General features: G+C 71.2%; 14 protein-coding genes. 3 read left to right on the forward strand and 11 right to left on the reverse strand.

From position 1 onward, the window contains the following. Positions 1 to 333: 333 nt before the first annotated feature. Both AB0H86_RS35725 and AB0H86_RS35730 read right to left on the reverse strand, forming a co-directional pair. Positions 334 to 1,590, reverse strand: a complete 1,257-nt coding sequence (locus AB0H86_RS35725; RefSeq protein ID WP_362448678.1) for an MFS transporter — start codon at positions 1,588 to 1,590, stop codon at positions 334 to 336. Then, entirely contained in the window at positions 1,581 to 2,081 is a 501-nt protein-coding gene (locus AB0H86_RS35730) for a winged helix DNA-binding protein (protein ID WP_362448681.1), read from the reverse strand. Before AB0H86_RS35730 ends, AB0H86_RS35725 begins: the two co-directional genes overlap by 10 nt. 188 nt (positions 2,082 to 2,269) lie before the next feature. On the opposite strand from AB0H86_RS35730, the gene AB0H86_RS35735 reads away from it, so the two are divergent. Next, a complete protein-coding gene (locus tag AB0H86_RS35735; RefSeq protein ID WP_362448684.1) occupies positions 2,270 to 3,043 on the forward strand; it encodes a MerR family transcriptional regulator in 774 nt (257 codons plus the stop codon). A 52-nt stretch (positions 3,044 to 3,095) separates the two neighbouring features. Here AB0H86_RS35735 and AB0H86_RS35740 read toward each other — a convergent pair whose 3' ends face one another. The 4 genes from AB0H86_RS35740 to AB0H86_RS35755 are packed head-to-tail and all read right to left on the reverse strand — an operon-like array spanning position 3,096 to position 8,892. After that, positions 3,096 to 5,273 carry a 3-hydroxyacyl-CoA dehydrogenase NAD-binding domain-containing protein gene (locus tag AB0H86_RS35740; RefSeq protein ID WP_362448687.1) on the reverse strand — a complete coding sequence of 726 codons (2,178 nt, stop codon included), beginning with the start codon at positions 5,271 to 5,273 and terminating at the stop codon, positions 3,096 to 3,098. 41 nt (positions 5,274 to 5,314) lie between these two features. Further along, on the reverse strand, positions 5,315 to 6,529 hold the full coding sequence (locus AB0H86_RS35745) for an acetyl-CoA C-acetyltransferase (RefSeq protein WP_362448690.1): 1,215 nt from the start codon (positions 6,527 to 6,529) through the stop codon (positions 5,315 to 5,317). 21 nt (positions 6,530 to 6,550) lie between these two features. After that, on the reverse strand, positions 6,551 to 7,690 hold the full coding sequence (locus AB0H86_RS35750) for an acyl-CoA dehydrogenase family protein (RefSeq protein WP_362448693.1): 1,140 nt from the start codon (positions 7,688 to 7,690) through the stop codon (positions 6,551 to 6,553). Continuing rightward, a complete protein-coding gene (locus tag AB0H86_RS35755; RefSeq protein ID WP_362448696.1) occupies positions 7,687 to 8,892 on the reverse strand; it encodes a CaiB/BaiF CoA-transferase family protein in 1,206 nt (401 codons plus the stop codon). Before AB0H86_RS35755 ends, AB0H86_RS35750 begins: the two co-directional genes overlap by 4 nt. Positions 8,893 to 9,075: 183 nt before the next feature. Between AB0H86_RS35755 and AB0H86_RS35760 the strand changes: the two genes are divergently transcribed. Then, complete coding sequence (locus AB0H86_RS35760) at positions 9,076 to 10,254, forward strand: saccharopine dehydrogenase NADP-binding domain-containing protein (protein WP_362448699.1); 1,179 nt, start codon at positions 9,076 to 9,078, stop codon at positions 10,252 to 10,254. Positions 10,255 to 10,308: 54 nt separating this feature from the next. On the opposite strand, the gene AB0H86_RS35765 is transcribed toward AB0H86_RS35760, so the two are convergent. The 4 genes from AB0H86_RS35765 to AB0H86_RS35780 form a co-directional block, all read right to left on the reverse strand. Then, positions 10,309 to 10,455 carry a hypothetical protein gene (locus AB0H86_RS35765; RefSeq protein ID WP_362448702.1) on the reverse strand — a complete coding sequence of 49 codons (147 nt, stop codon included), beginning with the start codon at positions 10,453 to 10,455 and terminating at the stop codon, positions 10,309 to 10,311. Between the two features lie 84 nt (positions 10,456 to 10,539). Next, on the reverse strand, positions 10,540 to 11,244 hold the full coding sequence (locus tag AB0H86_RS35770) for an endonuclease V (RefSeq protein WP_362448705.1): 705 nt from the start codon (positions 11,242 to 11,244) through the stop codon (positions 10,540 to 10,542). A gap of 63 nt (positions 11,245 to 11,307) precedes the next feature. Next, positions 11,308 to 11,637, reverse strand: a complete 330-nt coding sequence (locus AB0H86_RS35775; RefSeq protein ID WP_362448708.1) for a plasmid stabilization protein — start codon at positions 11,635 to 11,637, stop codon at positions 11,308 to 11,310. 69 nt (positions 11,638 to 11,706) lie between these two features. Beyond that, positions 11,707 to 12,843: an oxidoreductase gene (locus tag AB0H86_RS35780; RefSeq protein WP_362448900.1), complete on the reverse strand. Its 1,137-nt coding sequence runs from the start codon at positions 12,841 to 12,843 to the stop codon at positions 11,707 to 11,709. Positions 12,844 to 13,099: 256 nt separating this feature from the next. Between AB0H86_RS35780 and AB0H86_RS35785 the strand changes: the two genes are divergently transcribed. Next, complete coding sequence (locus AB0H86_RS35785) at positions 13,100 to 13,516, forward strand: SsgA family sporulation/cell division regulator (protein WP_362448711.1); 417 nt, start codon at positions 13,100 to 13,102, stop codon at positions 13,514 to 13,516. A gap of 237 nt (positions 13,517 to 13,753) precedes the next feature. On the opposite strand, the gene AB0H86_RS35790 is transcribed toward AB0H86_RS35785, so the two are convergent. Further along, the gene (locus AB0H86_RS35790) at positions 13,754 to 14,392 is read right to left on the reverse strand and encodes a GPP34 family phosphoprotein (RefSeq protein ID WP_362448714.1); all 639 of its coding nucleotides are present in this window, start codon (positions 14,390 to 14,392) and stop codon (positions 13,754 to 13,756) included. Position 14,393 lies beyond the last annotated feature (1 nt).

The following is a 14,393-nucleotide window of genomic DNA, read 5'->3' on the forward strand; positions in this document are numbered from 1 at the left end:
GGTGATTCCACTCTCTGGTGCGCCCCTGCGGGTCTCGCTCGGGTATCCGGACGTGCCTCGGCCCGTGCCCTCCGTAGGGTCACGGACCGACGGGGCTTCTTCCCCGGAAACCACACCGCACGCGATGGCGCACGTCACACGGCGGACCATGTCACCCGGTCCTCGGGAGATGTGACCGTTCGCGATAGTCGGCGGATGCGCTGATTGTTCTGCGCTGGTCATCAGCAGGGCTGTTCAACGTAGTTGGCGGTGCCTGTTCACGTTGGTTGGCGCCTGAGGTGCCCAGTTGCTCACGAGAGTTGGAACCGGTGGCTGGGCGCCTCGGAGCAGGGCTCATGGGCCGGCTGAGGCTGTGCGCGGATGAGGTGGTGCGGAGGAACCGCGCAGGTCTGCCGTGGTGGCGCCCACCACAACGACTGCGCCGAGGCATAGCAGGCCACCGCTGACGAGGGCTGCTGCTCCCGAGGTGGCGTCTGCGACGAGACCGCCGCGCATGTTGCCGATGTCGGGTCCCGCTTGCCCGACGATCTGTTCGGCAGCGCTGACGCGGCCGAGTAGTTCGTGCGGGGTGTGCATCTGGACGACGGTGCTCCGGGAGACGACGGAGACGGTGTCGGCGGCGCCGGCTATGACGAGGAAGGCCAGACCGGCCCATGGGTTGGGCGAGAAGCCGAACAGAGTCAACGATGCGCCCCAGGTGGCGGATCCGCCAAGCATGGCCAGGCCGGGGTGGGGGAACCGTGTGAAGGTTCCGGAGAAGAGCGACGCTGTAACGCCGCCGACGGCGATGGCTGTGAGGAACAGTCCGAGAGTGCGGGGGTTGCCGCCGAACCGTTCGGCGTTGATCAGGGGGAACAGGCTGATGGGCATCGACAGCACGGTGGTGGCCAGGTCGGTGAGCAGGGCCCCGCGAATGACGGGGGTGCGTGCCAGGAAGGCCAGACCGTCCAGCACTCCGCGCAGGCCGGGCCGTGCGGGCTCGTCCCCGGGGTCCATCTGTGGCAGGCCGAACGCCCCGTGGAGCGCGGCGATGAAGGTCAGGGCGTCGATCAGGTAGCAGGCGCCGACTCCCAGCCCGCCCACGAGCAGTCCGCTCAGTGCGGGACCGAGCAGCATGGCGCCCTGGAAGGCGATTCGTCTCAGCGCCAGACCCGCGGCCAGTTGGTGCTTGGGCAGGAGGTGGGGAATGAAGGTGCGCGAGGCGGGGCCGCTGCCTGCGCCGAAGCAGGACTGGAGTGCGACCAGCCCCAGGACGCCGGCGGCGGGAACGTGCCCGAGGAAGCCCTGGAGCGCGAGGAGGAGCGAACACGCGGCTTGTCCGCTGGTCGTGAGCAGGTAGAACTTCCGGCGGTCCACCCGGTCGACGAGCGAGCCGGCGAACAGTCCGAGCGCGACGAGGGGAATCGCCTGGGCCAGCCCGACGGCACCCGTCCACGTGGGACTCTCCGTCATCTGCCAGACCTGGAACATGACGGCGACGAGCGTCATCTGGCCGCCGAAACCGGACAGGGTCTGCCCGATCCACAACCGCCGGAACGGTGGTGACGTCCGTAACGGAGTCACGTCGATCAGCGTGCGCTTCAGCCCCACGCGGGATCTTCCGCCAGCTTCTCGGCGATCCGGTCGTGGAAACTCCTTCGCTCCAGAGACCGCTCGATATCGGCGACGACCTGGGAGAGCGGGTAGGGAATCTCCGCCTCCAGGTCAGCGACGGCAGCCTCGGTGGCCCGCCATTCCGCCGCGAGGCGGTCCACGACGCCGCGGGCCTTGTCGGTGAGCGTCACCTTCCTGGTGCGCGCGTCGTCGCCCACGACGGTCTGGACCCAGCCGGCCGTGCGCATCGCGGCGACCTTCTGGCTGAGCGCCGAATGCGTGCGCTGGACCGACTCGGCCAGTTCCGCGATGGTCATGGGCCCGCAGGCGTGGAGCCGGAGCAACTCCATCACATAGCTGGGCTTGAGCCCGTCGATCGGTTGCTCGGAGTAGACCTGGGCAATGTCGGCGTCCATTGACGCCTGGAGCAGGCGCAGGGGTCGCCAGAGGCTCTGCCGCGTCGGGTCGAGTGCATGGGGGTCGGCCATGAGACGCATCGTAACAGTGCTTATATAAGAACTGTTGCTTTTATTGCGTCAACGCCGGGCCAACGATCGGTCGACGACATATGCGGTGAGGCGAGCGCGGCTGTGAGTACGACGGCTCACGTCTCACACGGTCATCGACGGTGCTCAAGAGGTTTCACAGCATTGGTGAGACAGCGATACTGCTGCACATGACGAGCGAGACCGAGGAGCCGACCCTCACGATCGACGAGCTGGCCGCGCGGGCGGGTGTCACGGTCCGCACGGTCCGCTTCTACGGCACCAGAGGTCTGCTGCCCCCGCCGGCGATCGGTCCACGGCGGGTCGGCCACTACGGCCGGGAGCACCTGGCACGTCTCGCGCTCATCGAGGAGTTGCAGCAGCAGGGCATGACGCTGGCGGCCATCGAGCGCTATCTGCAGCAACTGCCCCCTGGGCTGAGCGCGCACGACCTCGCCATCCACCGGGCCGTGGTGGCCTCATGGGCGCCGGACGCGGAGGAGACGGTCACGCGGGAGGAGCTCGAGCGGCGGGCGGGCCGGGCGCTGAGCGACGACGACGTGGAGCGACTCGCCGCGATGAACGTGATCGTGCCGCACGCGGACACCTACCGCGCCGACCTCGGCCTGCTCCGGATCGGCGTCCAGCTGCTCGACGTACCGCTGTCGCAGGAGGCGATCCGCGCCTCGCGCAAGGTCCTCATCGAGCACTCGCGCGCGGCGGCCCACGAGCTGGCCCGGCTCTTTCGCGACGAGGTGTCGCAGCGGGCGGCGCGGGAGGTTAGGTCGCTGTCCGAGCACATGCATCCCCTGGTGTTGCAGGCACTGCTGACCGCCTTCCAGCGGTCGCTGAAGGAGGAGCTGCGCGAGCTGCTCACCGAATCGCCGGAGGACGGGGCGCCCGACACGGCCGGTGTCCCCGAGTCAGCGGTGGGCCGCTCCGCCCGGCACGCCGAGTCCGCCTGACACGTCGAGCCCAGGGCGGACGGGCCCCCGGCACCCGCCCGCACCCGCCAGGTCAGCGCCCGTCGCTGAAGGTCTCCCCCTTCTGCGCCTTCTCCACCAGCAGCGCGGGCGGCGTGAACCGCTCCCCGTAGCGCTCGGCGAGTTCCCGCGCGCGGGCTACGAAGCCGGGCAGGCCTCCTTCGTAGCCGTTGATGTACTGGAGGACACCGCCGGTCCAGCCGGGGAACCCGATGCCGAAGACGGAGCCGATGTTGGCGTCGGCGACGGACGTGAGGACGCCTTCCTCCAGGAGCTTGACGGTGTCGAGGGCCTCGGAGAAGAGCATGCGTTCCCGCATGTCCTCGAAGGGGATCTCGGCGCCCTCGCGGGTGAAGTGCTCGCGCAGTCCCGGCCACAGCCCGGTCCGCTTGCCGTCCTCCCCGTACGTGTAGAAGCCCGCGCCGCCGCCGCGTCCGGTGCGCCCGAACTCGTCGACCATGCGGTCGATGACCGCGTCGGCGGGGTGGGCGGTCCAGGTGCCGCCCGCCTCCTCGACCGCCCGCCTCGTCTCGCCCCGGATCTTGCGCGGGAGCGTGAGCGTCAGTTCGTCCATCAGGGAGAGGACCTTGGCCGGGTAGCCCGCCTGGGCCGCCGCCTGTTCCACCGACGCGGGCTCGATGCCCTCGCCGACCATCGCCACGCCCTCGTTGATGAACTGCCCGATGACACGCGAGGTGAAGAAGCCGCGCGAGTCGTTGACGACGATCGGTGTCTTGCTGATCTGCCGGACCAGGTCGAAGGCGCGCGCGAGGGCCTCCTCGCCGGTGTGCTCACCCTTGATGATCTCGACGAGCGGCATCTTGTCGACCGGTGAGAAGAAGTGCAGTCCGATGAAGTCGTCCTGACGCTCGACACCTTCGGCGAGTGCGGTGATGGGCAGGGTGGAGGTGTTGGAACACAGCAGCGCGTCCGGCTCGACGACGTGCTCGATCTCCTGGAACACCTTGTGCTTGAGCGAGGTGTCCTCGAAGACGGCCTCGATGACGGCGTCGCAGCCGGCCAGGTCCTGCGGGTCGGCCGTGGGCGTGATGCGGGCCAGCAGCGCGTCCGCCTTCGCCTGGGTGGTACGGCCCCGGGAGACGGCCTTGGCGCACAGCTTCTCGGAGTAGCCCCTGCCCTTGACGGCCGCGTCCAGGGACACGTCCTTGAGGACCACGTCGATCCCGGCGCGGGCGCACGAGTAGGCGATCCCCGCGCCCATCATCCCGGCGCCGAGGACGGCGACCTTGCGCACCCGGCGCGGCTCGATGCCCTTCGGCCTGTTGGCACCGGAGTTGACGGCCTGGAGGTCGAAGAAGAAGGCCTGGATCATGTTCTTCGACGTCTGGCCCGCGGCCAGCTCGACGAAGTAGCGGCCCTCGATGACCTGCGCGGTCTCGAAGTCGACCTGGGAGCCCTCGACCGCGGCGGCCAGGATGGCCCGCGGGGCGGGATACGGGGCGCCGCCCGTCTGCTTGCGCAGGGTGGCCGGGAAGGCGGGCAGGTTCGCGGCGAACTTGGGGTTGGCGGGGGTGCCGCCGGGGATGCGGTGACCTGGCCTGTCCCAGGGCTGCTGGGACTCCGGGTGGGCCTCGATGAACGCGTGCGCCTTGGCGAGCAACTCCTCCTGGGTGGCGGCCACTTCGTCGACGAGGCCGTTGTCCAGGGCGCGCCGCGGGCTGTACTGGGTGCCCTGCAGGAGGACCTTGAGCAGGGCGTCGGCGATGCCCAGCATGCGTACCGTACGGACGACGCCGCCGCCTCCGGGGAGCAGGCCGAGGGTGACCTCGGGGCAGCCGATCTTGGTGCCGGGCGCGTCGAGGGCGATGCGGTGGTGGCAGGCGAGGGCGATCTCGTAACCACCGCCCAGAGCGGCGCCGTTCATCGCGGCGACGACCGGCTTGCCGAGGGTCTCGATGCGGCGCAGGTCCCGCTTGATCGCCATGCCGCCGTCGAACAGCTGCTGCGCGGTGTCGGGCGTGACGCGGATCAGGTCGCGCAGGTCGCCGCCGGCGAAGAAGGTCTTCTTGGCGGACGTGAAGATGACGCCCCGGACGCTGTCCTTCTCGGCCTCCAGGCGGTCGGTGACCTGCGCGAGGGAGTCGCGGAACGCCTGGTTCATGGTGTTGGCGGACTGGTTCGGGTCGTCGAGGACGAGGGTGACGACACCGGTGCGGTCCTGTTCCCAGCGGATGGTGGTGCTCTGTGTCATGGCGAGGGTCTCCGTAGAAGTCTCTTGAAAGCCGCTGGGGTTCAGACGCGTTCGACGATGGTCGCGATGCCCATGCCGCCGCCGACGCAGAGGGTGGCGAGGCCGTACCGCTTGTCCTGGCGCTCCAGTTCGTCGACGAGCGAGCCGAGGATCATGGCGCCGGTCGCGCCCAGCGGGTGGCCGAGGGCGATCGCGCCGCCGTTGACGTTGACCTTGTCGAGGGACAGGCCCATGTCCTTGACGAAGCGGAGCACCACGGCCGCGAAGGCCTCGTTGATCTCGACGAGGTCGATGTCGTCGATGGTCAGCCCGGCCCTGGCGAGGGCCTTGCGGGTGGCGGGGGCGGGGCCGGTGAGCATGATGGTGGGCTCGGAGCCGGAGACGGCGGCGGAGACGATCCGCGCGCGGGGCGTGAGCCCGTAGCGCTCGCCGATCTCCTGGGAGCCGATCGCGACCAGCGAGGCGCCGTCGACGATGCCGGAGGAGTTGCCCGCGTGGTGGACGTGGTCGATCTTCTCGACCCAGTGGTACTTCTGGAGGGCCACGGCGTCGAAGCCGCCGAGGTCGCCGATGTCCGCGAAGGACGGCTTCAGCTTCGCGAGGGAGTCCGCGGTGGTGCCCGGACGCGGGTGCTCGTCGTGGTCGAGGACGACGAGGCCGCCGCGGTCCTTGACCGGGACGACGGACCGGTCGAAGCGGCCCTCCTTCCAGGCGGTGACCGCGCGTTCCTGCGAGAGGGCCGCGTACTCGTCGACGTCCCGCCGGGAGAAACCCTCGATGGTGGCGATGAGGTCGGCGCCGATGCCCTGGGGCACGAAGTTGACGGCGAGGTTGGTCATCGGGTCGTTGAACCAGGCGCCGCCGTCCGAGGCCATCGGCACCCGGGACATCGACTCGACGCCGCCCGCGAGGACGAGGTCCTCCCAGCCCGAACGGACCTTGGCGGCGGCCATGTTGACGGCCTCCAGACCCGAGGCACAGAAGCGGTTCTCCTGTACGCCGGCCACGGTGTCCGGCAGCCCGGCGGCCACGGCGGCGATCCGGGCGATGTCGGAGCCCTGGTCGCCGACCGGGCCGACGACACCGAGGACGATGTCGTCGACGGCGGCCGGGTCCAGGCTCGGGAAACGGTCGCGGATCTCGTGGATGAGTCCGACGACCAGGTCGATGGGCTTCGTGCCGTGCAGGGCGCCGTTCGCCTTGCCGCGGCCGCGCGGGGTGCGGATCGCGTCGTACACGTACGCTTCGGTGCTCACAGGTCAAGCCTTTCGGGGAGGTCAGCCCAGCAGGGAACGGCCGATGATCTCCTTCATGATCTCGGTCGTCCCGCCGTAGATGGTCTGGATACGGCCGTCGGTGAAGGCCCGGGCGACGGGGTACTCGGTCATGTAGCCGTAGCCGCCGTGCAGTTGGAGGCAGCGGTCGGCGACCCGCTTCTGCAGTTCGGTCGCCCACCACTTGGCCATGGAGGCGTGCACGGCGTCGAGTGCGCCGTCGGAGTGGTCCGATATGCAGCGGTCGAGGAAGGCCCGGGTGACGGCGCATTCGGTGGCCATCTCGGCCACCTCGAACCGGATGTGCTGCTTGCTCGCCAGGGGCCGGCCGAAGGCCTCGCGCTCCTTGACGTACCCGGTCGTGATCTCCAGCAGGTGTTCCGCGGCGGCGATCGCGGAGACGGCGATACTCAGCCGCTCCTGCGCGAGGTTCGTCATGAGATGGACGAAGGCGCCGTCGCGCTCGCCGAGCAGGTTCTCCTTGGGGACGCGGACGTCGTGGAAGAACAACTCGGCTGTGTCCTGGGCCTTCTGGCCGATCTTGTCGAGGTTGCGGCCGCGCTCGAAGCCCGCCATGCCGCGCTCGACGACCAGCAGGGAGAGGCCGTGGGCGCCGCCCTCCGGTGTCGTCTTCGCGACCACGATCACCAGGTCGGCGAGGATGCCGTTGGAGATGAACGTCTTGGTGCCGTTGAGCAGCCAGTGGTCGCCCCGGTCCTCGGCGTGGGTGCGGATTCCCTGAAGGTCGGATCCGGCGCCCGGCTCGGTCATGGCGATGGCCGTGATCAGCGTGCCGTCGCAGAAGCCGGGCAGCCAGCGCCGCTTCTGCTCCTCGGTCGCGAGAGTGGTGAGGTACGGGCCGATGATGTCGTTGTGCAGTCCGAGGGCGAGCCCGGGGGCGCCCGCGCGGGTGAACTCCTCGGCCAGGACGGCGCTGTAGCGGAAGTCGGCGCCGCCGCCGCCGTACTCCTCGTCCACGGCGAGCCCCAGCAGGCCCTGCTTGCCGGCCGCCCGCCAGGCGTCACGGGAGACGATGCCGTCCTTCTCCCACTGCTCGTAGTACGGCAGCACCTCCCTGGCCAGGAAGCTGCGCACGGTCTCGCGGAACACCTCGTGCTCGGGGGCGAAGATCTGCCGTTTCATTCGGGACCCTTCACTTCGAGAGCCTTCGCTTCGGGCGCCTTCGCTTCGGGCGCCGTGGCTCCAGGGCCCTTCGCTTCGAGGCCTTTCAAAAGGTCGGGTACGTCCCAGTCGCGCGCCACGTCCGCGGTGTCGGCGCCCGGCCGCGCGGGGCCCGTACGGATGGTGGTCGGCGTCGCCGAGAAGCGGGGCGCGGGTGCGGGCTGCGTGATGCCGCCGTGGTCGACGAAGGTGCCGCGCGCGGCGAGGTGCGGATGGTGCGGGGCCTCGCGCAGCGACAGGACGGGCGACACGCACGCGTCGGTGCCCTCGAAGACGGCTGTCCACTCGTCTCGGGTACGGGATCTGAACCGGGCCGCGACCGCCTCGCGCAGTTCGCTCCAGCGGGTCCAGTCCTTGCGGGCCTTGGCGAAGTCCGTGAGGTCGAGCAGCCGCAGGAACAGGTCGTAGAACTGGGGTTCCAGGGCGCCGACCGCCATGTGTCCGCCGTCGGCGGTCTCGTAGGTCCCGTAGTACGGACAGCCGCCGTCGAGGAGGTTGGCGCCGCGCCGGTCCTGCCAGCCGCCGGCGGCGAGCATGCCGTGGATCATCGCGGAGAGATGGGCGGTGCCGTCGACGATGGCGGCGTCGACGACCTGGCCGGTGCCGGTGGCGCGCGCGTGGTGGAGGGCGGCGAGGACGCCGACGACGAGGTAGAGGGAACCGCCCGCGAAGTCCCCGAGCAGGTTGGCGGGGACGGCCGGTGGCCCGTCCGGGGCGCCGATCATGCCGAGGGTGCCGGTGACGGCGATGTACGCGATGTCGTGGCCGGCGCGCGGGGCGAGGGGGCCGTCCTGGCCCCAGCCGGTCATACGGCCGTAGACGAGCCGCGGGTTGCGGGTGTGGCAGGCCTCGGGGCAGACGCCGAGACGTTCGGCGACTCCGGGGCGATAGCCCTCGATGAAGATGTCGGCGTGTTCGGCCAGGTCGAGCACGCGGGCCGGGCCGTCAGCCGCCTTCAGGTCGACGATCACCGAGCGTTTGTTGCGGTGGGTGAGGTCGTATGCCGGGTCGATCGCGAGTCCGGAGCCCTCGGGCCGGTCCACGCAGACCACATCGGCGCCCAGGTCGGCGAGGAGCATGGCGGCGAACGGGCCGGGCCCGATGCCGGCCAGTTCGACCACGCGTACGCCGCTGAGCGGACCCTGTCCTGGCGTCTTTGCCATTCAGCCCCCACGGTCGTGACACAACTGCTGTAACACCAGTGATGCTAAGAAGACGTCGCACCGGGCACAAGACCTGGCGAGCAAGCGCTTAGTCCAGTGTGGCGGCCTCCTGGTCGGACCGCCACACTCCTCACGCTAGCCTCGGCCACCGACAACGGCGCGCAGGCCAGACCAAGGGGTGTCATGAGCAGGCTGAACGGGACAGACCGTCCGTACGACATCGTCCTCTTCGGAGCCACCGGCTTCGTGGGGACGCTGACGGCGGAGTATCTCGCCGCACACGCGCCCGAGGGGCTGCGCTGGGCGGTCGCCGGACGCGGCGAGGCGAAGCTCCGGGAGCTGTGTGAGCGGCTGCCGGGCGGCGCGGAGATCGGGGTGCTGCGGGCGGACGTGTCCGACCCGGCCTCGCTGCGCGCGCTCGCCGAGCAGGCGCGCGTGGTGGCCACGACGGTGGGCCCCTATGTGACGTACGGCGAGGACCTTGTCGCCGCGTGCGCGGACACCGGCGCGGACTATCTCGACCTCACGGGTGAGCCGGAGTTCGTGGACCTGACGTACGTCCGTCATGACGCACGCGCGCGTGAGACGGGCGCGCGGCTGGTGCACGCGTGCGGTTTCGACTCGGTGCCCCACGATCTGGGCGTGTACTTCACGGTCCGGCAGTTGCCGGAGGGAGTGCCCCTCACGGTGGACGGGTTCGTGAGCGTGGACGCGGCCTTCTCGGGCGGTACGTTCGCCTCGGCGCTCAACCAGTTCGCGCGCGGGCGGCAGGTACTGGCCGCCGCGCGGGACCGGGGGCGGCACGAGCCCCGTCTGGTCGGCCGGCGGGCCTGCGCCCCGGCCGGCGCGCCCCGGTTCGCGCCGGAGGTCGACGCGTGGGCGCTGCCGCTGCCGACGATCGACCCGCAGATCGTGCGTCGGTCCGCGACGGCGCTGGAGCGCTACGGGCCCGACTTCCGGTACCGGCAGTACGCCGCGGTCCGGCGTCTGCCGGTCGCGGTGGGCGGGGTCGCGGCGGTCGGCGCGCTGCTGGCGGCGGCCCAACTGCCGCCCACCCGGCGCTGGTTGTCCGACCGGGTCAAGCCGGGGGAAGGGCCCGGCCCGGAGAAGCGAGCGAAGAGCTGGTTCAGGATCCGCTTCGTCGGTGAGGGCGGCGGCCGCCGCGTGTTCACCGAGGTCGCGGGCGGAGACCCCGGGTACGGCGAGACGGCGAAGATCTTCGCCGAGGCGGCGCTCTCCCTGGCCTTCGACGAACTGCCGCCGAGTGCCGGTCAGGTCACCACGACGGTCGCGATGGGCGACGCGCTGACGGAGCGGCTGCGGCGGGCGGGGATCACGTTCCGGGTGGCGGCGAGCCGGTAGGACAGGCCCTGGGCCGTGCGTCGGCGCCGGGGTCCGACGGGACCCCGCCCCGGCCTACAGCGACCACCCGAGCACGGTGTAGATCATCCCGCCGATCCAGGCGACCCCCACCGCCACGGCGAGGACCAGCGCGCCCGTCACCGCACGCTCGACGGGCCGGGTCGGGTCGGAAAGGGGCTTGTGAGCTCGGTGCGTCGTCATGCGGGACAGCCTGCCGACCGGGACGGCGGCCCCACATCCGTACGGATACTCAGACGAGGTACTCAGATGATGATGGGGCTGCCGTCAGGGTGTGGCGTCCCGGAGCGCCGCGCGGCACAGCGCGTCCGCCCTGCGGGTCGTCTCGGGCAGGCGGTACTTCGGGGCCAGCGCGAGGGTGTGGGCGCAGGCGTTGTCGAGGCTCATGCGGTGGCCGACGGAGACGAAGACCGGTTTGACGGCGTCCCGGGTGCGCAGTGCGCGGCCGACCTCCTCGCGACCGGTTCCCTCGCTGTCGGCGAGCAGGGGGGACGTACTGCCGCGCCGGGCGCCGGGATCGTCGTACGTGAAGGTGAAGGGGTTCTTGGCGACGCCGAGCGTGGGGAGTCCGGTCAGGACGCCGAGGTGGCTGGCGAGGCCGAAGCGGCGCGGGTGGGCGAGGCCGTAGCCGTCGCAGACGACAAGGCCGGGCGGGCACGGCAGCCTGTCGAGGGCGGCCAGGACCGTGGGGATCTCGCGGAAGGCGAGCAGGCCGGGCACGTACGGAAAGGACACCCGGCCGACGGCCGTGGCCTGCGCGACGACCGTGAGGCTCGCCGCGTCCAGGACGACGGCCGTGGCCACGACCAGGTCGCGCTCGTCGTCGTACGCCACGTCGACACCGGTCACCCGGCCGGTGCCGGGCGGCGGGCCCGGCTCGTCGAGCACCACCCGCCCCCGCAGCTCGTCCTGGACCGCGCGGGCCTCGTCCTCGGTCGCGGGCCAGCCCGCGGGAATGGATACGGTCGTCATGGTGGTGACGAGCGTACGGCTCCCGCGGGCTCTGCGGGCGGCGGGGTCACCGGGGTCGCCAGGTCAGCTCTTGCCGCCCAGCGCCCGCTCGAGCTGGCTCTTGTTCATGTCCGAACGGCCTTTGACGCCACGCTGCTTGGCCTCTTGGTAGAGCTGGTCGTACGTGGGGCCCTGGGAGCCCTTGCCCGACCGCCGGCCGCCGCGCCTGCCGGACGACATGTCCTCGGTCGAGGTGCGGCTGGCGGTCTTCGACTCGCCGGACCGGGCGCGTTCCTTGTTCACCGTTCGCGCGGCGATCTCCTCGGCGCGCCCGGTGCTCTCACCCCGGTCCTGAGCGCTCTCCTTGATGTGCTCGTACTGGCGTTCCCGCTTGGGACTGGAACCACTGGGCATGTCCGCTCACTCCTCTCACGTTCGGTGCACGGGTACCCGGATTCCGCCCCCACGGCGCAGCGCCGGCGCTCAGTTTTCCAGGCGGGCCACCCGTCCCTTCTCGCCGGCCGCCCAGCAGCCCAGGTCGGGGGCGCAGTCGACGGTGTCGTACGAGCCCGTGTCGACCGTCCGCCAGGTGCGGCCGCCGTCCGTCGTCAGGTCCGTGCCGGTCGGGCCGACGGCGAGGGCGGCGGTGTGGCTGTGCGGGAGCCAGGTGACGCCGGAGCGGTAGGCGGGCGGCGGCTCGGCGGCGGGCCGCCAGGCACGGCCGCCGTCGACCGTGCGGGCCGCGGCCTGCGGGGAGGGTTGGTCCGCGGTGAAGTCGCCGCCGACGGCGAGACCGTGCGCGCGGTCGCGGAAGGCGAGCGCGAACACACCACGGGCCGGGTCGCCCGCCGGGATCGGTGTGTCGGAGGCCGTCCAGGTCAGCCCACGGTCGGCGGAGTGCAGCACGCGCGCGCGTGCCGCCCCGCCGGTGGCCAGCCACACGTCCCGGGGGCCGGAGGAGACCAGGCACTGGCCGCTCGCCGCGAAACCGGCCTCCCCTTCCTGCGCGGCCGGCATCCCGGCGCTCGGCAGAACCTTCCAGGTACGGCCGCCGTCACCGGTCGACAGGATGCGGAACTTCCCGTCCACCGGGTCGCTCATGGCGAGGCCGTGGCGTCGGTCGAAGAAGGTGAGGCAGTCGTAGAAGGCTTTCGCGTCGGTGTTGCGGAAGGACTCGGTCCAGGTCGCGCCGCCATCCTCGGTGCGGTACACGCGGGACGCCTCGCCCTCACCGATGGCCAGCACCACGGCCCTTCGCGCGTCGAACGCCTCGATGTCCCGGAACTGCAGCTCCGCGGCGCCCGGCGGCGAGACGTTCCGCCAGCTCGCCCCGCCGTCGGTGGTACGCAGCACGGTGCCCTGCGTTCCGGCGACCCACGCGGTGCTCCGGCCGACGGCCGCGAGGCCCCGGAAACGGACCTGGGGGCTGCCGGTGTCCTTGAGCTCCCAGTGCGGGGTCCGGCCCTTCGGCGTGCCGCTGTCCGGTGCCTGCGCCTGTGCGGGTACCGCCGTCAGGACGGCCAGTGCCGCCGCGCAGGCCGCCCCCGCCGCAGTCGCCCGACTCGCCCAGCTCGTACGTCTCGTGCGTCTCGTGCGTCGCGTGCGTCGCGTGTTCCCCAAGCGCCTCATGGCGGGCGAAGCTAGCCCACCCCCCAGGTGCCGGTCCAGAGGACCGTGTCCACCCTGTGCCGGTTTTGCCGCACACGCCACAAGTGCCCCTAAGGGCCCACGAGATGAGCTGGATCACTTCCGTGAATGAACACGGTGACAGAGGTCACTCGATATTCGTGTGCACGGATTGAGTCATTCCGGCGTCTCTTCCAGTGCCCGGCCTAATCCCCGGAAGTCCTTCCCGCCGTCATAAGGGAGCAAGGCGTTGTTTATCGTCATCGATCAGCCCGTCGAGGCCCGTCTCGTCGCCGCCGCGCCACGGATGCCGAGCATCCCCGCCACGCTGCACTACGACCGGCGCGACCCGTTCGCCGTCCGGATGACCTTCCCGGCCCCGGCCACCCTGGAGGGCGTGGAGGTCTGCTGGACCTTCAGCCGCGAGCTGCTGGCGGCCGGGCTCCAGGGCCCCGAGGGCCACGGTGACGTACGGGTGCGGCCGTACGGCTACGACCGCACCGTCCTGGAGTTCCACGCTCCCGAGGGCACCGCCGTCGTCCATGTCCGCTCGGGCGAACTGCGGACCTTCCTCGAGGCGACCGCCGAGCTGGTGCCGGTCGGTCTGGAGCATCTGCAGCTGGACCTGGACCACGACCTGGCGGAGCTGATGCGGGACGCCTGCTGAGCCCTCCGGTCGCGGCGCACGCCCGGCTCCACGGTTTCACCGTCCCGACTGCGCGTCGATCGCGCGGCCTGGTCGATACCCGTGCCCACGTGGGCCGGCATGTGTTCATGCGTCCCGTCGATTCAGCCGATTCCGCCGATTTCATCGATTTCATCAATTCCGTCGACGAGGAGCTTCACCACCCCCGGGTCGACGGCCCCGGGGAAGAAGACCCCGTCGGCGCGCGCGGCATGAGGCTCAGTGAGCGACGGACGCCGCCACCCGCGTCGTACGCACCTCCCGGACGACCGTCCGCAGCACCGGTGCCGCCGCCCCGCCGCGTTCCGTGAGTTCCTCGAGACGCCCAGGCGGGTACTCGCCGCCGGACAGCAGCCCGGAGGCGGCCGCGAGGGCGGCGAGGGCCGCGTCCCGTTCGGAGACCTCCGCCACCGGAACCGGCCCCAGTAGCACCGTCCGCGTCTGAGCGCGCAGTGACTCCACCACGGCGGGGCGGTCCAGGACGTACTCCACGGTCGGGAAGACCCCGAGGACCCGTCGCTTCTCCGCGCGCAGACAGCCATCGGCGGTCAACTGCTCCCGTACGGCGTCCAGGGTGATCCGCGCCCGCAGGGTCACCCAGGTCCGCCAGCGGTGCGGCAGGGACTCCCGGACCAGTTCCAGGAGCCCGTCGAGGACCGGGTCGCCGGTGTCGGTGTCCAGGTCGACCGGCGTGGCGATGCCGTCCTCGTCCGTGAGCAGGCCGCGTTGGGCCAGTTCGGTGAGGGCGCCGGCCCGGACCAGAGGGGGCAGCTGGGCGGCGCCGGAGACCTCCGCCGTCCCGGTGTCCCAGGCCAGCAGGCAGAGCCGGGCCGGCAGCGAGAGCGAGCCGTGGGACACG

It is taken from the genome of Streptomyces sp. NPDC050997 (assembly GCF_040660135.1).
Classification (GTDB): domain Bacteria; phylum Actinomycetota; class Actinomycetes; order Streptomycetales; family Streptomycetaceae; genus Streptomyces.

Coding starts and splice junctions, on each gene's coding strand:
- AB0H86_RS35730 (WP_362448681.1), bottom strand. CDS start 2,081: ATGGCCGACCCCCATGCACTCGACCCGACGCGGCAGAGCCTCTGGCGA.
- AB0H86_RS35735 (WP_362448684.1), top strand. CDS start 2,270: ATGACGAGCGAGACCGAGGAGCCGACCCTCACGATCGACGAGCTGGCC.
- AB0H86_RS35740 (WP_362448687.1), bottom strand. CDS start 5,273: ATGACACAGAGCACCACCATCCGCTGGGAACAGGACCGCACCGGTGTC.
- AB0H86_RS35750 (WP_362448693.1), bottom strand. CDS start 7,690: ATGAAACGGCAGATCTTCGCCCCCGAGCACGAGGTGTTCCGCGAGACC.
- AB0H86_RS35755 (WP_362448696.1), bottom strand. CDS start 8,892: ATGGCAAAGACGCCAGGACAGGGTCCGCTCAGCGGCGTACGCGTGGTC.
- AB0H86_RS35760 (WP_362448699.1), top strand. CDS start 9,076: ATGAGCAGGCTGAACGGGACAGACCGTCCGTACGACATCGTCCTCTTC.
- AB0H86_RS35765 (WP_362448702.1), bottom strand. CDS start 10,455: ATGACGACGCACCGAGCTCACAAGCCCCTTTCCGACCCGACCCGGCCC.
- AB0H86_RS35770 (WP_362448705.1), bottom strand. CDS start 11,244: ATGACGACCGTATCCATTCCCGCGGGCTGGCCCGCGACCGAGGACGAG.
- AB0H86_RS35775 (WP_362448708.1), bottom strand. CDS start 11,637: ATGCCCAGTGGTTCCAGTCCCAAGCGGGAACGCCAGTACGAGCACATC.